This window comes from Enterobacter sp. ECC_219_Taxon_10 (assembly GCF_058354905.1).
The window spans coordinates 3,754,094-3,771,220 of sequence record NZ_CM178005.1 but is presented as its reverse complement, the minus strand read 5'-3'; the positions used below and the strand labels follow the sequence as shown (position 1 = coordinate 3,771,220).

The following is a 17,127-nucleotide window of genomic DNA, read 5'->3' as shown; positions in this document are numbered from 1 at the left end:
ACAATGCCAACCAAAATCGTTATAAAAAAGAACACGTATTTTGATTCGGTTTCACTGATGTCCGTTTCCACCAAAGCCAATAAATTACCGGGCGTCGAGCAGGCGTTTGTGGCCATGGCGACGGAAATGAACAAAGGCGTATTAAAAAATCTCGGGCTGTTAACGCCGGAATTAGCCGACGCCAAAAACGGCGACCTGATGATCGTGATTAAAGGCGCCGCGGCGAATGATGAAACCCTGGCCGCTATTGAGGCGTTATTCACGCGTAAAGAGAGCGGAGGCACCCATGAAGCACGCTACGCGACGATTGCCAGCGCCAAAACCCATCGCCCGGACAGCAACCTTGCGGTGATTTCCGTTAACGGCACCTTCGCCGCACGCGAAGCGCGCCAGGCGCTGGAAAACGATCTTAACGTCATGCTCTTTTCCGATAACGTATCCCTCGACGACGAGCTGGCGCTGAAGCAGCTGGCGCACCAGAAAGGGCTGCTGATGATGGGGCCGGACTGCGGCACCGCCATTATCAACGGCGCGGGGCTGTGCTTCGCCAACGCGGTGCGCCGCGGGCCGATTGGCATCGTCGGCGCCTCTGGCACCGGCAGCCAGGAGCTGAGTGTGCGCATTCATGAATTCGGCGGCGGCGTGTCTCAGCTGATTGGCACCGGCGGGCGCGATCTCAGCGAGAAAATCGGCGGCCTGATGATGCTCGATGCCATCGACATGCTCGAAGCCGATGAGGGCACCCGGGTCATTGCGCTCATCTCCAAGCCGCCCGCACCTGCGGTGGCGGAGAAAGTGCTGGCGCGCGCGCGGGCATGCCGCAAGCCTGTCATCGTGTGCTTCCTTGGCCGCAGCGAACCGCCCGCCGATGAAGACGGCCTGCAGTTTGCCCGCGGCACCAAAGAGGCGGCGCTGAAGGCGGTACTGCTCACCGGCATTAAAAAAGAGTCCCTGGATTTACACCCGCTCAACTGGCCGCTGATTGAAGAGGTGCGCGCCCGCCTGACCCCGCAGCAGAAATACATTCGCGGCCTGTTCTGCGGCGGCACCCTGTGCGATGAGGCGATGTTCGCGGCGCTTGCGAAATTCGACGACGTTTACAGCAACATCCAGCCGGATCCGGCTAAGCGCCTGAAAGACATCAGCGTCAGCCAGGCCCACACCTTCCTCGACTTTGGCGACGACGATTTCACCAACGGCAAGCCGCACCCGATGATCGACCCGACCAACCGCATCAGCCGCCTGCTGCAGGAGGCACGCGATCCGGAGGTGGGCGTCATCGTGATGGACTTCGTGCTCGGCTTTGGCGCGCACGAGGATCCGGTCGGCGTGATGATCGACGCCATCAAGGAGGCGCAGGCGATCGCGAAGGCCGATAACCGTCCGCTGGAGATCCTCGGCTACGTGCTCGGCACCGACCAGGATCCGCAGTCGCTGGCGCAGCAGTGCCAGCTGCTGACCGATGCAGGCGTCATCTGGGCCAGCAGCAGCACCAATACCGGATTATTGGCTCGCGAATTTGTCTGCAAAGGGGAGAAAGCATAATGACGACCTTATTCAACCAGCCGCTGAACGTCATCAACGTCGGCATTGCGATGTTCAGCAACGATCTCAAAAAACAGCACGTCCCCGTCACTCAACTGGACTGGACGCCGCCGGGGCAGGGCAATATGCAGGTGGTGGAGGCGCTCGACCAGCTGGCGGAAAAACCGCTGGCGGAGAAGATCGCCGCCGCGAATAAAATCGCTCTTGAGCGCATTATTCAGTCCCATCCGGTGCTGGTGGGTTTCGAGCAGGCCATTAACGTTGTGCCGGGCATGACCCGCACCACCATTCTGCACGCCGGTCCGCCTGTCGCATGGGAAAACATGTGCGGGGCGATGAAGGGCGCAGTCACCGGGGCTCTGGTGTTTGAAGGGCTGGCGACGGATCTGGAGGATGCCGCAAGGCTCGCCGCTTCAGGCGACATCACCTTCTCGCCGTGCCACGAGCACGACTGCGTGGGCTCGATGGCGGGCGTCACCTCCGCATCAATGTTTATGCACATCGTTGAGAACAAAACCTACGGCAACCGCGCGTTCACCAACCTCAGCGAGCAGATGGCGAAGATACTGCGCATGGGCGCCAACGACCAGAGCGTGATTGACCGTCTGAACTGGATGCGCGACATGCTCGGCCCGATGCTGCGCGACGCGATGAAGATCGTTGGCGAAATCGACCTGCGCCTGATGCTGGCCCAGGCGCTGCATATGGGCGACGAGTGCCACAACCGCAACAACGCGGGCACTACGCTGCTGATCCAGGCGCTGACCCCGGGGCTGATTCAGGCGGGCTATCCGGTGGAGCAGCAGCACGAGGTGTTCGAGTTTGTCGCCAGCAGCGACTACTTCTCCGGCCCAACGTGGATGGCGATGTGTAAAGCCGCGCTGGACGCCGCCCACGGCATTGAGTACAGCACCGTCGTCACCACCATGGCGCGCAACGGCTACGAGTTCGGCCTGCGCGTCTCCGGCCTGCCGGGGCAGTGGTTCACCGGCCCGGCGCAGCAGGTGATTGGCCCGATGTTTGCGGGCTATAAGCCGGAAGACTCCGGGCTGGACATCGGCGACAGCGCCATCACCGAAACCTACGGCATCGGCGGCTTTGCGATGGCGACGGCCCCGGCCATCGTTGCGCTGGTGGGCGGCACGGTGGAGGAAGCCATCGACTTCTCCCGCCAGATGCGCGAGATCACCCTCGGCGAAAACCCGAACGTCACCATTCCGCTGCTCTCGTTTATGGGTATCCCGACCGCCATCGACATCACCAGAGTCGCGGGCAGCGGCATTTTGCCGGTCATTAATACCGCCATTGCCCATAAGGACGCGGGCATCGGCATGATTGGGGCGGGCATCGTTCACCCGCCGTTTAGCTGTTTTGAAAAGGCGCTGTTGACCTTCCGCGATCGCTACTTTTTATAAGGCAAGCATCCATGAAAAACATGAAACTGGAGTGGAAAAGAGGTGACTGGGCGGCTTATTTCGGGTTGATGACCAACAACCTGACCAATTTGCTGACCATGATGGGGCTGCTCATTTTTGTCGTCGGCATCCCGAAGGAGATTGTTTATGGACGCATCGCGCCGGCCTTCGGGCTGGCGGTGCTGGTGGCGAGTATTTGCTACGCCTGGTTTGGCCTGCAGATGGCGCGCGCCACCGGGCGTACGGACGTCACCGCGCTGCCGTCTGGCCCGAGCGCGCCGTCGATTTTTACCGTCACCTTCCTCGTACTGATGCCGGTTTATCAGCAAACGGGCGATGCAGATTTCGCAATCCAGATCGGCCTGGTGTGGTGCTTCGTGGAAGCGATGATCCTCGCGGGCGGCTCGTTCCTGGGAGAGACCATCCGCAAGATGATCCCGCGCACCGTGCTGCTGTCGTGCCTGTCCGGACTGGGACTGCTGCTGCTGGCGATGAACCCGATGCTGCAGGCGTTCGAAGCGCCTACCGTGTCGTTCATCGTTCTGCTGCTGATCTTCATCAACTGGTTCGGTAAAAAGCCGATTTTCGCCAAAATCCCGACAGGTCTGCTGTTGCTGATTGCCGGTACGGCATTAGCGTGGATCTCCGGTCTGCAAAGCCCGGAAGCGATCAAAGCGTCCATGTCCTCCTTTGGCTTTAACCCGCCGGAGGTGCACGTGGACAGCTTTATGCAGGGGCTGCCGCACGCGCTGCCGTATCTTGCATCCGCCGTGCCGCTGGGGCTGGCGAACTATATCTTTGACCTGGAGAACATCGAAAGCGCCCATGCGGCGGGGGATGAATACCCTACCCGCAAGGTGATGCTGGCGAACGGCCTGGCGTCGATGCTCGGCTGCCTGATGGGCAACCCGTTCCCGGTGACGGTCTATGTCGGCCACCCTGGCTGGAAAGCGATGGGCGCCAGCATCGGCTACACGCTCGCCTCCGGGGTGACCATGTTCATCGTACCGCTGTTCGGACTGGGGGCGTTTATGCTCGCCATTATTCCGATGACCGCCATCGTGCCGATTCTGGTGTTTATCGGCGTCGTCACCGCCAACCAGGTGGTGAGGGAAACGCCCAAAGTGGAGGTGCCGGTGATCTTTATCTGCCTGTTCCCGTGGATCGCCAACTGGGCGCTGACCATGATGAACAGCGTGATGGGGGCGGCAGGCACCAGCGCGACGAAAATCGGCACCGATGTGCTGCACAGCAAGGGGATTTACTACGAGGGCCTGGTGCATCTCGGCAACGGCGCGCCGCTCGCCAGCATGCTGTGGGGCTGTATCGCCATTTTCGCCATCATTAACAAGCCGCTGCGCGGTGCCGTGGCTGCGGCGGGTGGGGCATTGCTGGCGCTGTTCGGGGTGATCCACGCTCCGGTCGTGGGCTTTGCCGAGGGCAGTTCGCTGATGTTCGTCACGGCCTACCTGATGATGGGCGGCATGTTTGTGGTGAAGCATTTCCTCGATAGCCGGGAAGTTGCGAGCGCTGCTGCACCAGTATCTGAAGCTTAAGGCATTGCCCCCTCACCCTAACCCTCTCCCCAAAGGGGAGAGGGTGTAATCGTCCCCTCTCCCCTTTGGGGAGAGGGCCGGGGTGAGGGGAACATACCGCACCGTTGCGAAGGAAAACGTATGAAAGAGCTTATGGTCGTCGCCATTGGCGGCAACAGCATTATCAAAGACAACGCCAGCCAGTCGGTTGAACATCAGGCACAGGCGGTTAAAGCGGTGGCAGACTCCGTGCTCGAAATGCTGGCCTCCGACTATGACATCGTGCTTACCCACGGTAATGGCCCCCAGGTGGGGCTGGATCTGCGCCGCGCTGAGATTGCCCACGAGCGAGAGGGGCTTCCCCTGACGCCCCTGGCAAATTGCGTGGCGGACACCCAGGGCGGCATCGGCTACCTGATCCAGCAGGCGCTTAACAACCGCCTGGCGGCGCGCGGGGAGCAAAAGGCGGTCACGGTTGTCACCCAGGTGGAGGTGGATAAAAACGATCCCGGCTTTACGCACCCGACGAAACCGATCGGCGCGTTCTTCAGCGAGGCGCAGCGCGACGAGCTGCAGCAGGCGCACCCGGAATGGCACTTTGTTGAGGATTCGGGCCGGGGCTATCGTCGCGTGGTGGCCTCCCCACAGCCGCTGCGCATTGTCGAAGCCGATGCGATCAAGACATTGACGCAAAAGGGCTTCGTGGTGATCGGCGCGGGCGGTGGCGGTATTCCCGTGGTGCGCTCGGCGCAGGGCGATTACCAGAGCGTCGACGCGGTGATTGATAAAGATCTCTCCACCGCGCTGCTGGCGCGCGAGATCCGCGCCGACGTGCTGGTGATTACCACCGGCGTGGAAAAGGTGTACGTCAACTTCGGCAAGCCGAACCAGCAGGCGCTGGACACCGTCAGCGTGGCGCAAATGACGCGCTACATGGACGAAGGCCACTTCCCGGCGGGCAGCATGCTGCCCAAAATCGTCGCGTCGCTGGAGTTTTTACGCCACGGTGGCAGGCGCGTGATTATCACCTCGCCGGACTGCCTGCCCGCCGCTCTGCGTGGTGAAACCGGTACCCATATTGTGAATGAAGGAAGATAAGATGAATGAGAATAAAAGCCGCCGTGAGTTTATCAGCCAGAGCGGCAAAATGGTCACCGCCTGCGCGCTGTTTGGCGCAACCGGCTCCGTCGCGTATGCTGCCGACTCTGCAAAACCAACCAGCGAGACGGGCAAGCCGATGAACATCACCGCGAAGCATTACTATCTGGACAACGTGCTGCTCGAAGCCGGGTTTAATTTCGACGGCAGCGTGGCGACGAGCACCCGCACCGAGCTGAAAACGCTGGAGATCAAAGACGGGAAGATTGTCGCCCTGCGCGACAACGGCAGCCACGCCGACGCGACCCTGCCGCGCTACGATGCGGGTAAAAAGCTGATGCTTCCGGCAATGCGCGACATGCACATTCACCTGGATAAAACCTTCTACGGCGGCCCGTGGCGCTCCCTGAACCGCCCTGCAGGCACCACGATTCAGGACATGATCCGCCTTGAGCAGAAGCTGCTGCCGGAACTGCAGCCCTATACCCAGGAACGCGCGGAGGCGCTTATCGACCTTATCCAGTCGAAAGGCTCCACTATCGCCCGCAGTCACTGCAACATTGAGCCGGTCTCCGGCCTGAAAAATCTGGAAAATTTACAGGCGGTCTTATCGCGCCGTAAACCCGGCTTTGACTGCGAAATCGTCGCCTTCCCGCAGCACGGCCTGCTGCTCTCCAACTCAGAAAAACTGATGCGCGAAGCGATGCAGGCCGGGGCGCACTACGTGGGTGGGCTGGACCCGACGAACGTTGACGGTGCCATGGAGAAATCCCTCGATCTGATGTTCCAGATTGCGCTGGACTGCGACAAAGGGGTGGATATTCACCTGCATGAAACCAGCCCGGCGGGCGTGGCGGCGGTGAACTATATGTTGGAAACCGTGGAGAGAACGCCGGAGCTGAAGGGCAAGCTGACCATCAGCCACGCCTTCGCGCTGGCGACGCTCAACGAGCAGCAGGTGGATGAGATTGCCACCCGCATGGCAGCGCAGCAGGTGACCATCGCCTCCACCGTGCCGATTGGCACCCTGCACATGCCGCTGAAGCAGCTGCGCGACAAGGGGGTGTTCGTGATGACGGGCACCGACAGCGTAATCGACCACTGGTCGCCGTACGGCCTGGGTGACATGCTGGAGAAGGCGAATCTCTACGCCCAGCTCTACATTCGCCCGAACGAGCAGACGCTCTCCCGCGCGCTCGGTATCGCCACCGGCGACGTGCTGCCGCTGAACGACAAAGGCGAACGGGTATGGCCAAAAGCGCAGGACGACGCCAGCTTTGTGCTGGTGGATGCCTCCTGCTCCGCCGAAGCGGTGGCGCGCATTTCGCCGCGCACCGCGACGTTCCACAAGGGGGATCTGGTCTGGGGCACGGTCGCCTGACGCCACGTTGGGGTATCGCTACAGGTGATACCCCGACAATCGCAACTCACGGTCAATCCACTCGACGAACTGCTGGATCTTCCACGCGCGTTCGTTCATGTGCGGCATCACCAGATGGTGCGCGTTGATGGCGATACCCATTTCATCAGGCAGCACCTGCACCAGCGAGCCATCCTTCAGGTGATCGGTAGCCATCATTTTGCTCTCCAGAATAAACCCAAGCCCCATGCGCGCCGCTTCAAAGCTCATGTAGGAGCGGTCGAAGCTGAGGCTGAAATTAAGCCAGGGCCTGTCGATATTGTGCCAGGCGAACCATTTTTCCCAGTTCACCAGGGTGCTGGTGGACGAGATAAGCGACTGTTGCAGCAGATCGGCGGGCGTGCTGATGGGATGCTCTTCTGCATAGTCCGGCGAGGCCAATACCACCAGCGTGTCGTTTTTAATGGTCATCACCCGGTAGGCGTCCCAGTCCGGAATACCGTGACGGATATCAATGTCGATATTATCTCTGGCGAACTGCAGGTTCTCATAGGAGCAGGTGAGATTGATGGTGATATCAGGATATTCGGCGCGGAATCTGCCCAGACGGCGCAACAGCCAGGACAGCCCGAAGGTGGGGGAAGAGTGCACGCGGAGCACAGCATTGTCTTTTTCTTTCACGATCTGATCGGTGGCGCGCCCGATGGCGCTCATTGCCGCCGAGACCTCCCGCAGATATTTTTCTCCCGTCGGGGTGAGTTGAACCCCTTTGCCGCTGCGGATGAATAACTTCTTGCCCAGCCACGATTCCAGCGACGCGATCTGGTGGCTTACCGCTGACGGCGTGACGTTGAGCTGTTCCGCCGCCTGATGGATGCTCAGGGCGTTGGCAACGGCGATAAACGCCTGCAAATTTCTGAGCGAGGGCAGCGATAACGTCTGGCGATCCTGCGCGGGCATGGCCTACTCCTTAAACGATAATTGATAAAAAACATAACATTGAGACTGCGAGCGGGCAATTTTATCCCGATGTTATTTTTTTGAGCTGTATCGCGAATCAAATTTATCTCAGCAATAAATGAGCTTTATTGAATGGCGTTTCATGGTTGAGCCGATATATTGACGTTGAACGCAATAATAAAACGACTCACGGTGTTCGAATAATGAGGTAAGTTATGTCTCGTATAGAACAAGCTGTCCCCTACATAAAGACTAAAAAAACCAATTACCGTTTCGTTGTGCTGGCATTAATTTTTATTGTTTACGCCATTAACTATGCTGACCGAACAAATATTGGTGCGGTACTTCCGTTTATCATTGACGAATTTCATATCAATAATTTCGAAGCCGGTGCCATCGCCAGCATGTTTTTTTTGGGATACGCCCTGAGCCAAATTCCTGCGGGCTTTTTTATTGCCAAAAAGGGAATTCGCGGCATGGTGGCACTGTCGATATTCGGCTTCTCTGCCTTTACCTGGCTGATGGGCACCGCAACCTCGGTTCTGGGCCTGAAGTGTATCCGCCTGGGGCTGGGGTTAACAGAGGGGCCGTGCCCGGTCGGGCTGGCCTCCACCATTAATAACTGGTTTCCGCCAAAGGAGAAGGCCACGGCCACGGGCGTCTACATCGCCGCCACCATGTTCGCGCCCATCCTCGTGCCGCCGCTGGCAGTGTGGATCGCCATGACCTGGGGCTGGCGCTGGGTCTTCTTCTCCTTTGCGATCCCCGGTCTGGTCATTGCCGTCCTGTGGTATCTGCTGGTACGCACCAAGCCGTCCGAGAGCGCATTCGTCTCTAAAGCGGAGCTGGAGACCATTACCGCCGGTCAGGAGACCCCGGACGCCAGACGGGAAAACATCGTGATTTCACCGGGCTTTGCACGCCTTGACCGGCTGATCCGCGTGCGGGAATTAGCCCCGGTAAGCACGGTGAAAGGGCTGTTTACGTCGAAGAATATTCTCGGCGACTGTCTGGCCTATTTTATGATGGTCAGCGTGCTGTACGGACTGTTGACGTGGATCCCGCTCTATCTGGTGAAAGAGAAAGGCTTTACGTTTATGAGCATGGGGCTGGTCGCCAGCATGCCGTGCATCGGCGGATTTATCGGTGCGATTTTTGGCGGCTACGTCTCCGACAAACTGCTCGGCCGCCGACGTAAACCGACCATGATGTTTACCGCCATCAGCACCGTTTTAATGATGGTCATTATGCTGAATATTCCGCAAAGCACCGTGGCGGTTTGCGTCGGGCTATTTTTTGTCGGCCTCTGTCTGAATATTGGCTGGCCCGCTTTTACAGCTTATGGCATGGCTGTTGCGGACAGTAAAACCTATCCCATTGCCGCGTCCATTATCAATAGCGGCGGTAATCTCGGCGGATTTGTTTCCCCAATGCTGGCAGGTTATCTGCTGGATAAAACAGGCAGTTTTAATTCCGTGTTTATTTATTTCGGTATTTGCGCAGCCATTGGCTTAATTATGATTATGCTGCTGGAAGAGCCGAAATAAAACATTAAATCTCTCTTGTCCGAATGGAGTAAATATATGTTACTGAAAAATAAAGTCGCCGTTATTACCGGCGCGGCTTCCGTACGCGGTTTGGGTTTCGCTACGGCGAAATTATATGCCGAACAGGGCGCGAAAGTGGTCATTATTGACTTAGACGCCGAAGCCAGTCGGGCTGCCGCCGCGAGCCTGGGCGACCAGCATCTGGGCCTTGCGGCGAACGTCAGCAATGAATTACAGGTTAATGCCGCCATTGAGCAGGTGCTGGGGAAATACGGGCGCATCGATATTCTGGTGAATAACGCCGGCATTACTCAGCCGATCAAGCTGATGGATATCAAACGCGAAAATTACGATGCGGTGCTTGACGTCAGCCTGCGCGGCACGCTGCTAATGTCCCAGGCGGTTATTCCCACTATGCGCGCGCAAAAGTCGGGCAGCATCGTCTGCATTTCATCGGTATCGGCCCAGCGCGGCGGCGGCATCTTTGGCGGCCCACACTACAGCGCCGCAAAAGCGGGCGTGCTGGGGCTGGCAAAAGCCATGGCGCGCGAGCTGGGGCCAGACAATGTGCGCGTAAACTGCATCACGCCGGGGCTTATCCAGACGGACATTACCGCAGGCAAGCTGAGCGATGAGATGAAAACGTCCATTCTGGCGGGCATTCCGCTTAACCGCCTCGGAGACGCGCAGGATATTGCCCGCGCCGCGCTGTTCCTCGGCAGCGACCTCTCTTCTTACTCCACCGGTATCACGCTTGACGTGAACGGCGGGATGCTGATCCATTAAGGAGATACGACGATGACGGATACCACAGTTCAACAGGTTGCCGCCGCGGCCTGGCGCATTCGCCGCTACGCGCTGCGCATGGGCGAAGTGCAGGGGCAGGGCTACATCGGGCAGGCGCTGGGCTATGCCGATGTGCTGGCCACCGCGTTTGCCCACGGGATGAACCTTAAGCCGGGCGAGCCGGAGTGGGAGGGGCGTGACCGTTTTTTGCTCTCTCACGGCCACTACGCCATTGCCTGTTACGCCGCCCTGATTGAAGCGGGAATCGTTCCTGAAGAGGAGCTGGAGACCTACGGCGCGGACGACAGCCGCCTGCCGATGTCCGGCATGGCAACCTACACGCCGGGCATGGAGATCTCCGGTGGTTCGCTGGGGCAGGGCTTAAGCATTGGCGTTGGCATGGCGCTGGGGCTGAAGCGCAAGCAGAGCGCGGCATGGGTCGTTAACTCCATGTCGGACGGCGAGCTGGACGAAGGGTCAACCTGGGAAGCGGCGATGTCGGCGGCACATCACGGCCTGTCGAACCTGATCGTGCTGGTGGACATTAACCGCCAGCAGGCGGATGGCAACTCGCACGCGATCCTCGGCTTTGAGCCGCTGGAGGATAAATGGACCTCCTTCGGCTGGTACGTGCAGCGCGTCAACGGCAACGATGTCCCTTCACTGGTAACGGCGTTTGATAACGCCAAATGCTACCCGGAAAACCAGCCGCGCGTCATTTTGTGCGACACGCTGATGGGCAAGGGCGTGCCGTTCCTCGAAAAGCGTGACAAGAACCATTTTATTCGCGTGGATGCTGACGAGTGGCAAAAGGCACTCGCCGTGCTGGATGCCAACAAACCTGAAGGAGTGCTGTAATGAGCCAGACCACGGAGAAAAAACCGCGTTTAACCACGTCGGCGATGATTGCCTCTATCGCGGAAGAGGGCCAGGAGACGCGAGCCGCACCGTTCGGCCACGCGCTGGTGAAGCTGGCGGAACAGCGACCGGAGGTCGTCGGCATGACGGCGGATCTGTCGAAGTACACCGATCTGCATATTTTCGCTCAGGCCTACCCGGAACGCTTCTTTCAGATGGGCATGGCCGAGCAGTTGTTAATGGGGGCCGCGGGCGGCATGGCGAAAGAGGGTTTTATTCCTTTCGCCACCACCTATGCCGTCTTCGCCACCCGCCGCGCCTACGATTTTATCCATCAGGTGATTGCTGAAGAGCACCTGAACGTGAAGATCTGCGCGGCGCTGCCGGGGCTAACCACCGGTTACGGGCCGAGCCACCAGGCGACGGAAGATATTGCGATTATGCGCGGTATTCCGGGCATGACGATTATCGATCCCTGTGACGCAATCGACACCGAACAGGCGGTGCCGGCGATGGCAGCGCACGATGGCCCGGTGTATATGCGACTGCTGCGTGGCAAGGTGCCGGTGGTGCTGGACCAGTACAACTACCAGTTTAAGATTGGCAAAGCCGTGCTGCTGGAAGAAGGGCGCGACGTCCTGATCATCGCCTCTGGGCTGATGACCATGCGCGCGCTGGAGGCGGCGAAGCAGTTGCGTAAAGATAACGTCAGCGTGGCGGTGCTGCACTCGCCCACCATTAAGCCGCTGGACGAAGAGACGATCCTGGCGCAGGCTGCGAAGCCGGGACGGCTAGTGATTGTGGCGGAAAACCACAGCAGCGTGGGCGGGCTTTGCGAGGCTGTCGCGTCTCTGTTGATGCGCAACCGCGTTAACGTGGATTTCGATACCGTCGCGCTGCCGGACGCGTTCCTGGATGCGGGCGCGCTGCCCACCCTCCATGACCGCTACGGGATCTCAGCCACAGCTATGGTGGAGAAAATCCGTCGCAGGCTGTGATTTATAAGACGGATACGTTGTCAACGGGCGAGGGGTGCTTTACCCTCGCCACTGTTGCGATAAAGGAGTCCGTCATGGCACAAAACATCTACGACAACCCGGCATTTTTTGAAGGCTATGCCCAGCTTCCGCGCTCGGTTCAGGGCCTGGACGGCGCGCCGGAGTGGCCCGCGCTCAAGGCAATGCTGCCAGATTTAACCGGTAAATCGGTTGTTGATCTCGGCTGCGGCTACGGCTGGTTCTGCCGCGCGGCGCGCGAGCTGGGCGCGTCTGACGTCACGGGTGTTGATATTTCAGAAAAAATGCTCGCCCGCGCGGCTGAACTGACTGATGACAACCGGATTCACTATCAGCGTAGCGATCTGGAATCTCTGGCGCTGAAAGCGAATAGCCTCGATCTGGTCTACAGCTCGCTGGCGCTGCACTACCTGCCGGAGCTGGACACGCTATTCGCCAACGTTCAGCGCGCGCTCAAACCCGGCGGCAGCCTGGTCTTTTCGATGGAGCACCCGATATACACCTGCGCTACCCGTCAGGGCTGGCTGACCGACGACCGCGGCGAGCGGTTCTGGGGAGTGAACCGTTATCAGGACGAGAGCCAGCGCGTCAGCAACTGGCTGGCGGACGGGGTGATTAAATACCACCGCACGCTGGGCACCACGCTTAACGCACTGATCAAAGCGGGGTTAACGATAAGCGAAGTTAATGAGTGGGGGCCAACGCAGGCGCAGATTGAGGCCTGGCCTGCATTGGCCGAAGAGGCGGAGCGCCCGATGCTGGTGCTGATCGCCGCCCGTAAGGATCAATAACCGACTTTATACACCCGCCCGCTCTGCACCCCTTCCACGCTGCGGCGGTAGGCCTGCGCCACGGTCGCGGCGGGAACGCTTTCAAAGCCGGGGAAGAACCCGTCATACGCTTCGGCGGACTCCGTCAGTACCGTTGGGCTAATCAGGTTGATGCGGATCCCGCGCGGGAGTTCGCAGGCTGCAGCGCGGACAAACCCTTCCAGCGCCGCGTTTACCGTGGTGGCATTCACACCCTGCGCAATCGGCTCGTGCGCCACAATCCCGCTTATCAGCGTAATCGAGCCGCCTTCGTTCAAATAATGCTGGCCGGTCAGCGCCAGACGCACCTGCCCCAGCAGCTTATCCTGCAGGCCCTGGTTGAAGTCGCTGTCTTTCATGGTCGCGAGCGGGCCAAAGTAGAGGCCACCGCTGGCGGAGACAATCGCATCCACCGGGCCGATTTTCTCAAACAGCGCCTGGACGCTCGCCTGCGAGGTGATATCCACCTGATAGTCGCCCTGCGTGCGACCGACGCGGATGACCTCGTGACGACGGCTTAATTCTTCGGTTACGGCACGCCCGACAGTACCGCTGGCACCAATAATGACGATTTTCATAGCAGACTCCTTATGTTGTGAGCCTTCATTCTTTAATAAATAAAAAGTCAGATAAACTGGTCTAAAGTTAGATGATTACTAACCAAAGGTTCGGAATATGGATAAGCTTCGCGGGATGGAGACGTTCATTGCGGTAGTGGAAAGCGGCAGTTTTACCGGCGCGGCGTCCCGGCTGGAGATGTCGGCGGTCATGGTGGGAAAGTATATTGCGCTGCTGGAATCGCAGCTCGGTACGCGGCTGCTGGAGCGCAATACCCGTCGCCAGAGCCTGACCGACGCCGGACGCGTTTATTTCGAAGAGGCCAGGCGGGTGCTGGAGCAGGTCTCGATTGCCGAAAGCGCGGTTGAACGGCTGCGCGCCACACCCGCCGGAACCCTGCGCGTCACGGCACCCACGTCGTTTGGCGGCTGCGTTGTCGCGCCTTTGACCGCCACTTTTTTGCAGCGCTACCCGGAGGTGCGCATCGAACTGGATCTCACCAATCGAATGGTCGATCTGGTAGAGGAGGGGGTCGATCTGGCCATCCGCATTGGCGACATTCGCAATGACGATCTGGTGGCGAAATACCTGTGCCCCTACAACATGGTGATCTGCGCCGCGCCGGACTATTTAGCGCGTCACGGCACGCCGCAGACGCCTGCCGATCTGGTGGATCATCTTTGTCTGTCGCACACGGTGTGGACCGCGCGCAACGAGTGGCGGCTGCCGGGCGTGGAAGGGGAGGTGCGCTGGAAGCGGGATGCCGTCTTACGGTGTAACGACGGCTACGGGTTACGCATGGCGGCGCGAGCCGGGGCGGGGCTGCTGCTGCAACCGGAGGTGCTGGTGGCGGAAGAGCTGGCAAGCGGCAGGCTGATACGGGTGCTGGAGCCGTTCACGCCCGCGCCGAGGCCGGTGCATTTACTGTGGCGTCAGGATTTACGCCCCCTCCCTAAGCTAACGGAATTTATTGCTCATATTCTGCTAAGATTGGGCACAATATAAAAAAAGAAGGTAATCAAAGAATGTCTGCAAACAAACTCGCCAGCAGCGCGCAGGGCCTGCAATCATCCGCCATCCGTGAATTATTAAAACATAGCAAAATGGCGGGCGTGATTTCGCTGGGCGGCGGTATTCCCAACCCGGACCTCTTCGATCGCGAAGGGCTTAAAATCGCCGCCGATGCCGTGTTGTCGCAGAATTTTGGCGAGGCGTTCCAGTATGGCCTGACGGAAGGCGTACCGGGGCTGCGCGAAGAAATTAAACGCATCTGCGAAGGGCGCGGCATCGCCTGTAAGGCCGATGACGTGGTCATTACTTCCGGCTCTCAACAATCTCTGGACGTGCTGGCGCGTGCGTTGATCAATCCTGGCGATACGGTTGTCGTTGAACGTCCAACCTATCTCGCCGCGCTGCAGGTCTTTGGCCTGGCGCAGGCCAGTTTTGAATCCGTCGGTACCGACGGCGACGGCATGAAGGTCGATGAGCTTGAAGCACTGGTGGGAAAGAAAACCATCAAGGCGGTTTATATCGTTCCAACTTTTGGTAACCCTGGCGGCGTAACGCTTTCTGAAGCGCGTCGCAAACAGCTGGTGGAACTCTCGAAGCGCTATGATTTCGTGATTATCGAAGACGATCCGTACAGCGAAATTAATTACACCGACGACGTATTCCGCCCGCTGATTGCCCATGCGAAAGATATCGGCAATGAAGATAACGTGGTGTACACCTCTACCTTCTCCAAAATCCTCGCGCCGGGCACCCGCGTGGGCTGGGTGCTGGTGCCGGAGTGGCTGAAACGCGCGGTGGTGAACCTGAAGCAAACCACCGATCTGCACACCAGCACGCTGTCGCAGCTGATGACCTACGAGTACCTGAAAACCGGGCGTCTGGCGAACCAGATTAAAATGATCCGCGAGGCCTATCGCCAGAAATACCAGACGTTCGCAACGGAACTGGAAGCCGAGCTGGGCGATGTGATGTCGTTCCACAAGCCGAAGGGCGGGATGTTCCTGTGGGCGAAAATGAACAACGGCATGAATACGACGAAATGGCTGGAAAAAACCTTGAGCAACGGTGTGGTGTTTGTACCGGGTGAGTTCTTCTACTGCAACGAACCGGACCAGACAACGCTGCGCATGTCATTCGTCACCCCAACGGATGAGCAGCTGAAAGAAGCGGTTCGACGCCTGAAGATCTCGCTGTAAGAGGAGGCGCATAACGGCAGAGGCTGTTATGCGCCGTTCGCGTTTAGGGTGAGCTTATTGCGTGGCGTGGGCGAGTGCGCGGTCTGATGCCTCTCCGCCAATCACCAGCGTGACCTCATGGATACGACAAATTTTTCCTTCTCGCAGTGCGGCAAACATATACACCTCAATCTCTGCCTGCCGACCATCCGGATACGTCACGGTAACCCAGTGCCGGTCTGCCAAAAGACCATCGTGACAGGCGAACTCCTCAACCCTGAATGCTATCTCGCGGATCTGCGATCGAACGTGGTTCAGGTGCTGCACAAAACCCTGATAATCAAGCGCGTGACCGTCCGTAACTTGCTGGTAATCGGGCGTAAAAAGCTCTGCCGGATCGACATCGCCTTTGAATAAGTTGGTTAACAGGCTAGCCATTTCCTTGCGCTGCTCGGTGTTGTCAGGGTGGGCTACCAGGGATGTGATAATGCTCATGCGGGCTCCTCAAATGGTTGAATCAACATTATCCTTGACAGCTGAAGACGCGGTTTCTGTAATACGTCGATGAATAACGATTTTCGGCCAAAATGGTATGATCAGTATTGAAGTGCTCCTTCATCCCGGCGGGTACCGAACGCCGTGGCACAGCCATGGCACCGGCCAGTTGTGGCGCATTGCAACGGGGCTGCTGGTCATTGAGACGCAGCAGGCGCGCTCGGTCGTGCCGGCAAAACATATCGGCTGGATCCCGCCAGGCCAGCAGCACGCCGCCTTCTCTGAAAGCGCGATTGAAGGCTGCGCTATCTATCTTGACCCTGCTTGCTGTGCAATGCTTCCCGATGCTCCCGCGCTGTTCGAGCCGGACGATCTCACCCATGCACTGTTTTCCCGTTTATGTGGTGCAGGGAGCGAGTACGATCCGCGAAAGCTGACTTTACTGCTGGATGAGCTTGCCATGACGCCTCAGGTTCACTTTTCTCTGCCCGTGCCGACGGATCCGCGTCTGAAGAACGTGGTCAGCCGCTTGCTGCAGTTTGTCGATGATAATCAGACGGTCGAGAGTCATGCCAGCCATGCCGGGATGAGCGTACGTACGTTTAACCGTCGGTTTAGCGCCCAGACGGGAATGAACTTCGTCAACTGGCGGCAGCTGGCGCGCGTCATGCAGGCAATGGAGTGGCTGGCGGCGGGGAAGCCGGTGGGATGGATTGCGCTGTCCTGCGGCTACAGCAGCGTCAGCGCATTTATTGAAGTTTTCAAAATGTGGACCGGTAAAACGCCGGGGCAGTGGGCGATTAAAGGTGGCGCTGAAGAGCCGGTTTGATCGCCATATCGGCAGTAAGCTTGCGATTGTTATTGACCAGCGCGCTGATGGTGTTGCGGTGAACATTGAGCATCTCCGCCAGATCGCTGATTTTCAGATTGAGCGGTTCAAGATACTCATACTGCAACAC

General features: G+C 58.8%; 16 protein-coding genes and 1 pseudogene. 13 read left to right on the top strand and 4 right to left on the bottom strand.

The genetic code is table 11. The annotated features are described in order from the left end of the window. Nucleotides 1-3: 3 nt before the first annotated feature. The 5 genes from fdrA to AC4ICF_RS17790 all read left to right on the top strand — a co-directional run bounded on the left by fdrA (nt 4) and on the right by AC4ICF_RS17790 (nt 6,974). Complete coding sequence (fdrA, locus tag AC4ICF_RS17810; protein ID WP_163330124.1) at nt 4-1,545, top strand: acyl-CoA synthetase FdrA; 1,542 nt, start codon at nt 4-6, stop codon at nt 1,543-1,545. After that, nucleotides 1,545-2,960: a YlbE family protein gene (locus AC4ICF_RS17805; protein ID WP_316380169.1), complete on the top strand. Its 1,416-nt coding sequence runs from the start codon at nt 1,545-1,547 to the stop codon at nt 2,958-2,960. The genes fdrA and AC4ICF_RS17805 overlap by 1 nt, the downstream gene beginning before the upstream one ends. An 11-nt stretch (nt 2,961-2,971) precedes the next feature. Beyond that, complete coding sequence (locus tag AC4ICF_RS17800) at nt 2,972-4,516, top strand: xanthine permease (protein ID WP_316380170.1); 1,545 nt, start codon at nt 2,972-2,974, stop codon at nt 4,514-4,516. Between the two features lie 120 nt (nt 4,517-4,636). Continuing rightward, entirely contained in the window at nt 4,637-5,593 is a 957-nt protein-coding gene (locus AC4ICF_RS17795) for a carbamate kinase family protein (protein ID WP_316380171.1), read from the top strand. 1 nt (nt 5,594) lies between these two features. Beyond that, nucleotides 5,595-6,974: an amidohydrolase family protein gene (locus AC4ICF_RS17790; protein WP_316380172.1), complete on the top strand. Its 1,380-nt coding sequence runs from the start codon at nt 5,595-5,597 to the stop codon at nt 6,972-6,974. A gap of 18 nt (nt 6,975-6,992) precedes the next feature. Here AC4ICF_RS17790 and AC4ICF_RS17785 read toward each other — a convergent pair whose 3' ends face one another. Continuing rightward, nucleotides 6,993-7,913: a LysR substrate-binding domain-containing protein gene (locus tag AC4ICF_RS17785; RefSeq protein ID WP_316380173.1), complete on the bottom strand. Its 921-nt coding sequence runs from the start codon at nt 7,911-7,913 to the stop codon at nt 6,993-6,995. A gap of 215 nt (nt 7,914-8,128) precedes the next feature. On the opposite strand from AC4ICF_RS17785, the gene AC4ICF_RS17780 reads away from it, so the two are divergent. The 5 genes from AC4ICF_RS17780 to AC4ICF_RS17760 all read left to right on the top strand — a co-directional run bounded on the left by AC4ICF_RS17780 (nt 8,129) and on the right by AC4ICF_RS17760 (nt 12,911). Then, nucleotides 8,129-9,460, top strand: coding sequence for an MFS transporter (locus tag AC4ICF_RS17780; protein ID WP_041908551.1), 1,332 nt, complete (start codon nt 8,129-8,131; stop codon nt 9,458-9,460). Nucleotides 9,461-9,496: 36 nt separating this feature from the next. Then, the gene (locus tag AC4ICF_RS17775; RefSeq protein WP_316380174.1) at nt 9,497-10,246 is read left to right on the top strand and encodes an SDR family NAD(P)-dependent oxidoreductase; all 750 of its coding nucleotides are present in this window, start codon (nt 9,497-9,499) and stop codon (nt 10,244-10,246) included. 12 nt (nt 10,247-10,258) lie between these two features. Further along, nucleotides 10,259-11,104: a transketolase gene (locus AC4ICF_RS17770; RefSeq protein ID WP_233003280.1), complete on the top strand. Its 846-nt coding sequence runs from the start codon at nt 10,259-10,261 to the stop codon at nt 11,102-11,104. Then, nucleotides 11,104-12,102 carry a transketolase family protein gene (locus AC4ICF_RS17765; protein ID WP_166712139.1) on the top strand — a complete coding sequence of 333 codons (999 nt, stop codon included), beginning with the start codon at nt 11,104-11,106 and terminating at the stop codon, nt 12,100-12,102. Before AC4ICF_RS17770 ends, AC4ICF_RS17765 begins: the two co-directional genes overlap by 1 nt. Before the next feature lie 74 nt (nt 12,103-12,176). Then, the gene (locus AC4ICF_RS17760) at nt 12,177-12,911 is read left to right on the top strand and encodes a class I SAM-dependent methyltransferase (protein ID WP_233003281.1); all 735 of its coding nucleotides are present in this window, start codon (nt 12,177-12,179) and stop codon (nt 12,909-12,911) included. Here the strand turns inward: AC4ICF_RS17760 and AC4ICF_RS17755 are convergent. After that, a complete protein-coding gene (locus AC4ICF_RS17755) occupies nt 12,905-13,507 on the bottom strand; it encodes a short chain dehydrogenase (RefSeq protein ID WP_163330128.1) in 603 nt (200 codons plus the stop codon). The two genes, AC4ICF_RS17760 and AC4ICF_RS17755, sit on opposite strands and share 7 nt — an antisense overlap. A gap of 97 nt (nt 13,508-13,604) precedes the next feature. Between AC4ICF_RS17755 and AC4ICF_RS17750 the strand changes: the two genes are divergently transcribed. Together AC4ICF_RS17750 and AC4ICF_RS17745 are read left to right on the top strand one after the other, a co-directional pair. Then, nucleotides 13,605-14,492: a LysR family transcriptional regulator gene (locus tag AC4ICF_RS17750; protein WP_163330129.1), complete on the top strand. Its 888-nt coding sequence runs from the start codon at nt 13,605-13,607 to the stop codon at nt 14,490-14,492. A gap of 20 nt (nt 14,493-14,512) precedes the next feature. Continuing rightward, the gene (locus AC4ICF_RS17745; protein ID WP_316380175.1) at nt 14,513-15,694 is read left to right on the top strand and encodes an aminotransferase-like domain-containing protein; all 1,182 of its coding nucleotides are present in this window, start codon (nt 14,513-14,515) and stop codon (nt 15,692-15,694) included. Nucleotides 15,695-15,748: 54 nt separating this feature from the next. Here AC4ICF_RS17745 and AC4ICF_RS17740 read toward each other — a convergent pair whose 3' ends face one another. Continuing rightward, a complete protein-coding gene (locus AC4ICF_RS17740) occupies nt 15,749-16,168 on the bottom strand; it encodes a nuclear transport factor 2 family protein (protein ID WP_316380176.1) in 420 nt (139 codons plus the stop codon). Between the two features lie 97 nt (nt 16,169-16,265). Here AC4ICF_RS17740 and AC4ICF_RS17735 point away from each other — a divergent pair, with 97 nt between their 5' ends. After that, a complete protein-coding gene (locus tag AC4ICF_RS17735; RefSeq protein ID WP_316380177.1) occupies nt 16,266-16,997 on the top strand; it encodes a helix-turn-helix domain-containing protein in 732 nt (243 codons plus the stop codon). Here AC4ICF_RS17735 and AC4ICF_RS17730 read toward each other — a convergent pair. Next, nucleotides 16,987-17,127, bottom strand: a pseudogene (locus tag AC4ICF_RS17730) (HigA family addiction module antitoxin); the annotation flags it as partial. The gene AC4ICF_RS17735 and the pseudogene AC4ICF_RS17730 sit on opposite strands and share 11 nt — an antisense overlap.

Coding starts and splice junctions, on each gene's coding strand:
- fdrA (WP_163330124.1), top strand. CDS start 4: ATGCCAACCAAAATCGTTATAAAAAAGAACACGTATTTTGATTCGGTT.
- AC4ICF_RS17805 (WP_316380169.1), top strand. CDS start 1,545: ATGACGACCTTATTCAACCAGCCGCTGAACGTCATCAACGTCGGCATT.
- AC4ICF_RS17800 (WP_316380170.1), top strand. CDS start 2,972: ATGAAAAACATGAAACTGGAGTGGAAAAGAGGTGACTGGGCGGCTTAT.
- AC4ICF_RS17795 (WP_316380171.1), top strand. CDS start 4,637: ATGAAAGAGCTTATGGTCGTCGCCATTGGCGGCAACAGCATTATCAAA.
- AC4ICF_RS17790 (WP_316380172.1), top strand. CDS start 5,595: ATGAATGAGAATAAAAGCCGCCGTGAGTTTATCAGCCAGAGCGGCAAA.
- AC4ICF_RS17785 (WP_316380173.1), bottom strand. CDS start 7,913: ATGCCCGCGCAGGATCGCCAGACGTTATCGCTGCCCTCGCTCAGAAAT.
- AC4ICF_RS17780 (WP_041908551.1), top strand. CDS start 8,129: ATGTCTCGTATAGAACAAGCTGTCCCCTACATAAAGACTAAAAAAACC.
- AC4ICF_RS17775 (WP_316380174.1), top strand. CDS start 9,497: ATGTTACTGAAAAATAAAGTCGCCGTTATTACCGGCGCGGCTTCCGTA.
- AC4ICF_RS17770 (WP_233003280.1), top strand. CDS start 10,259: ATGACGGATACCACAGTTCAACAGGTTGCCGCCGCGGCCTGGCGCATT.
- AC4ICF_RS17765 (WP_166712139.1), top strand. CDS start 11,104: ATGAGCCAGACCACGGAGAAAAAACCGCGTTTAACCACGTCGGCGATG.
- AC4ICF_RS17760 (WP_233003281.1), top strand. CDS start 12,177: ATGGCACAAAACATCTACGACAACCCGGCATTTTTTGAAGGCTATGCC.
- AC4ICF_RS17755 (WP_163330128.1), bottom strand. CDS start 13,507: ATGAAAATCGTCATTATTGGTGCCAGCGGTACTGTCGGGCGTGCCGTA.
- AC4ICF_RS17750 (WP_163330129.1), top strand. CDS start 13,605: ATGGATAAGCTTCGCGGGATGGAGACGTTCATTGCGGTAGTGGAAAGC.
- AC4ICF_RS17745 (WP_316380175.1), top strand. CDS start 14,513: ATGTCTGCAAACAAACTCGCCAGCAGCGCGCAGGGCCTGCAATCATCC.
- AC4ICF_RS17740 (WP_316380176.1), bottom strand. CDS start 16,168: ATGAGCATTATCACATCCCTGGTAGCCCACCCTGACAACACCGAGCAG.
- AC4ICF_RS17735 (WP_316380177.1), top strand. CDS start 16,266: ATGATCAGTATTGAAGTGCTCCTTCATCCCGGCGGGTACCGAACGCCG.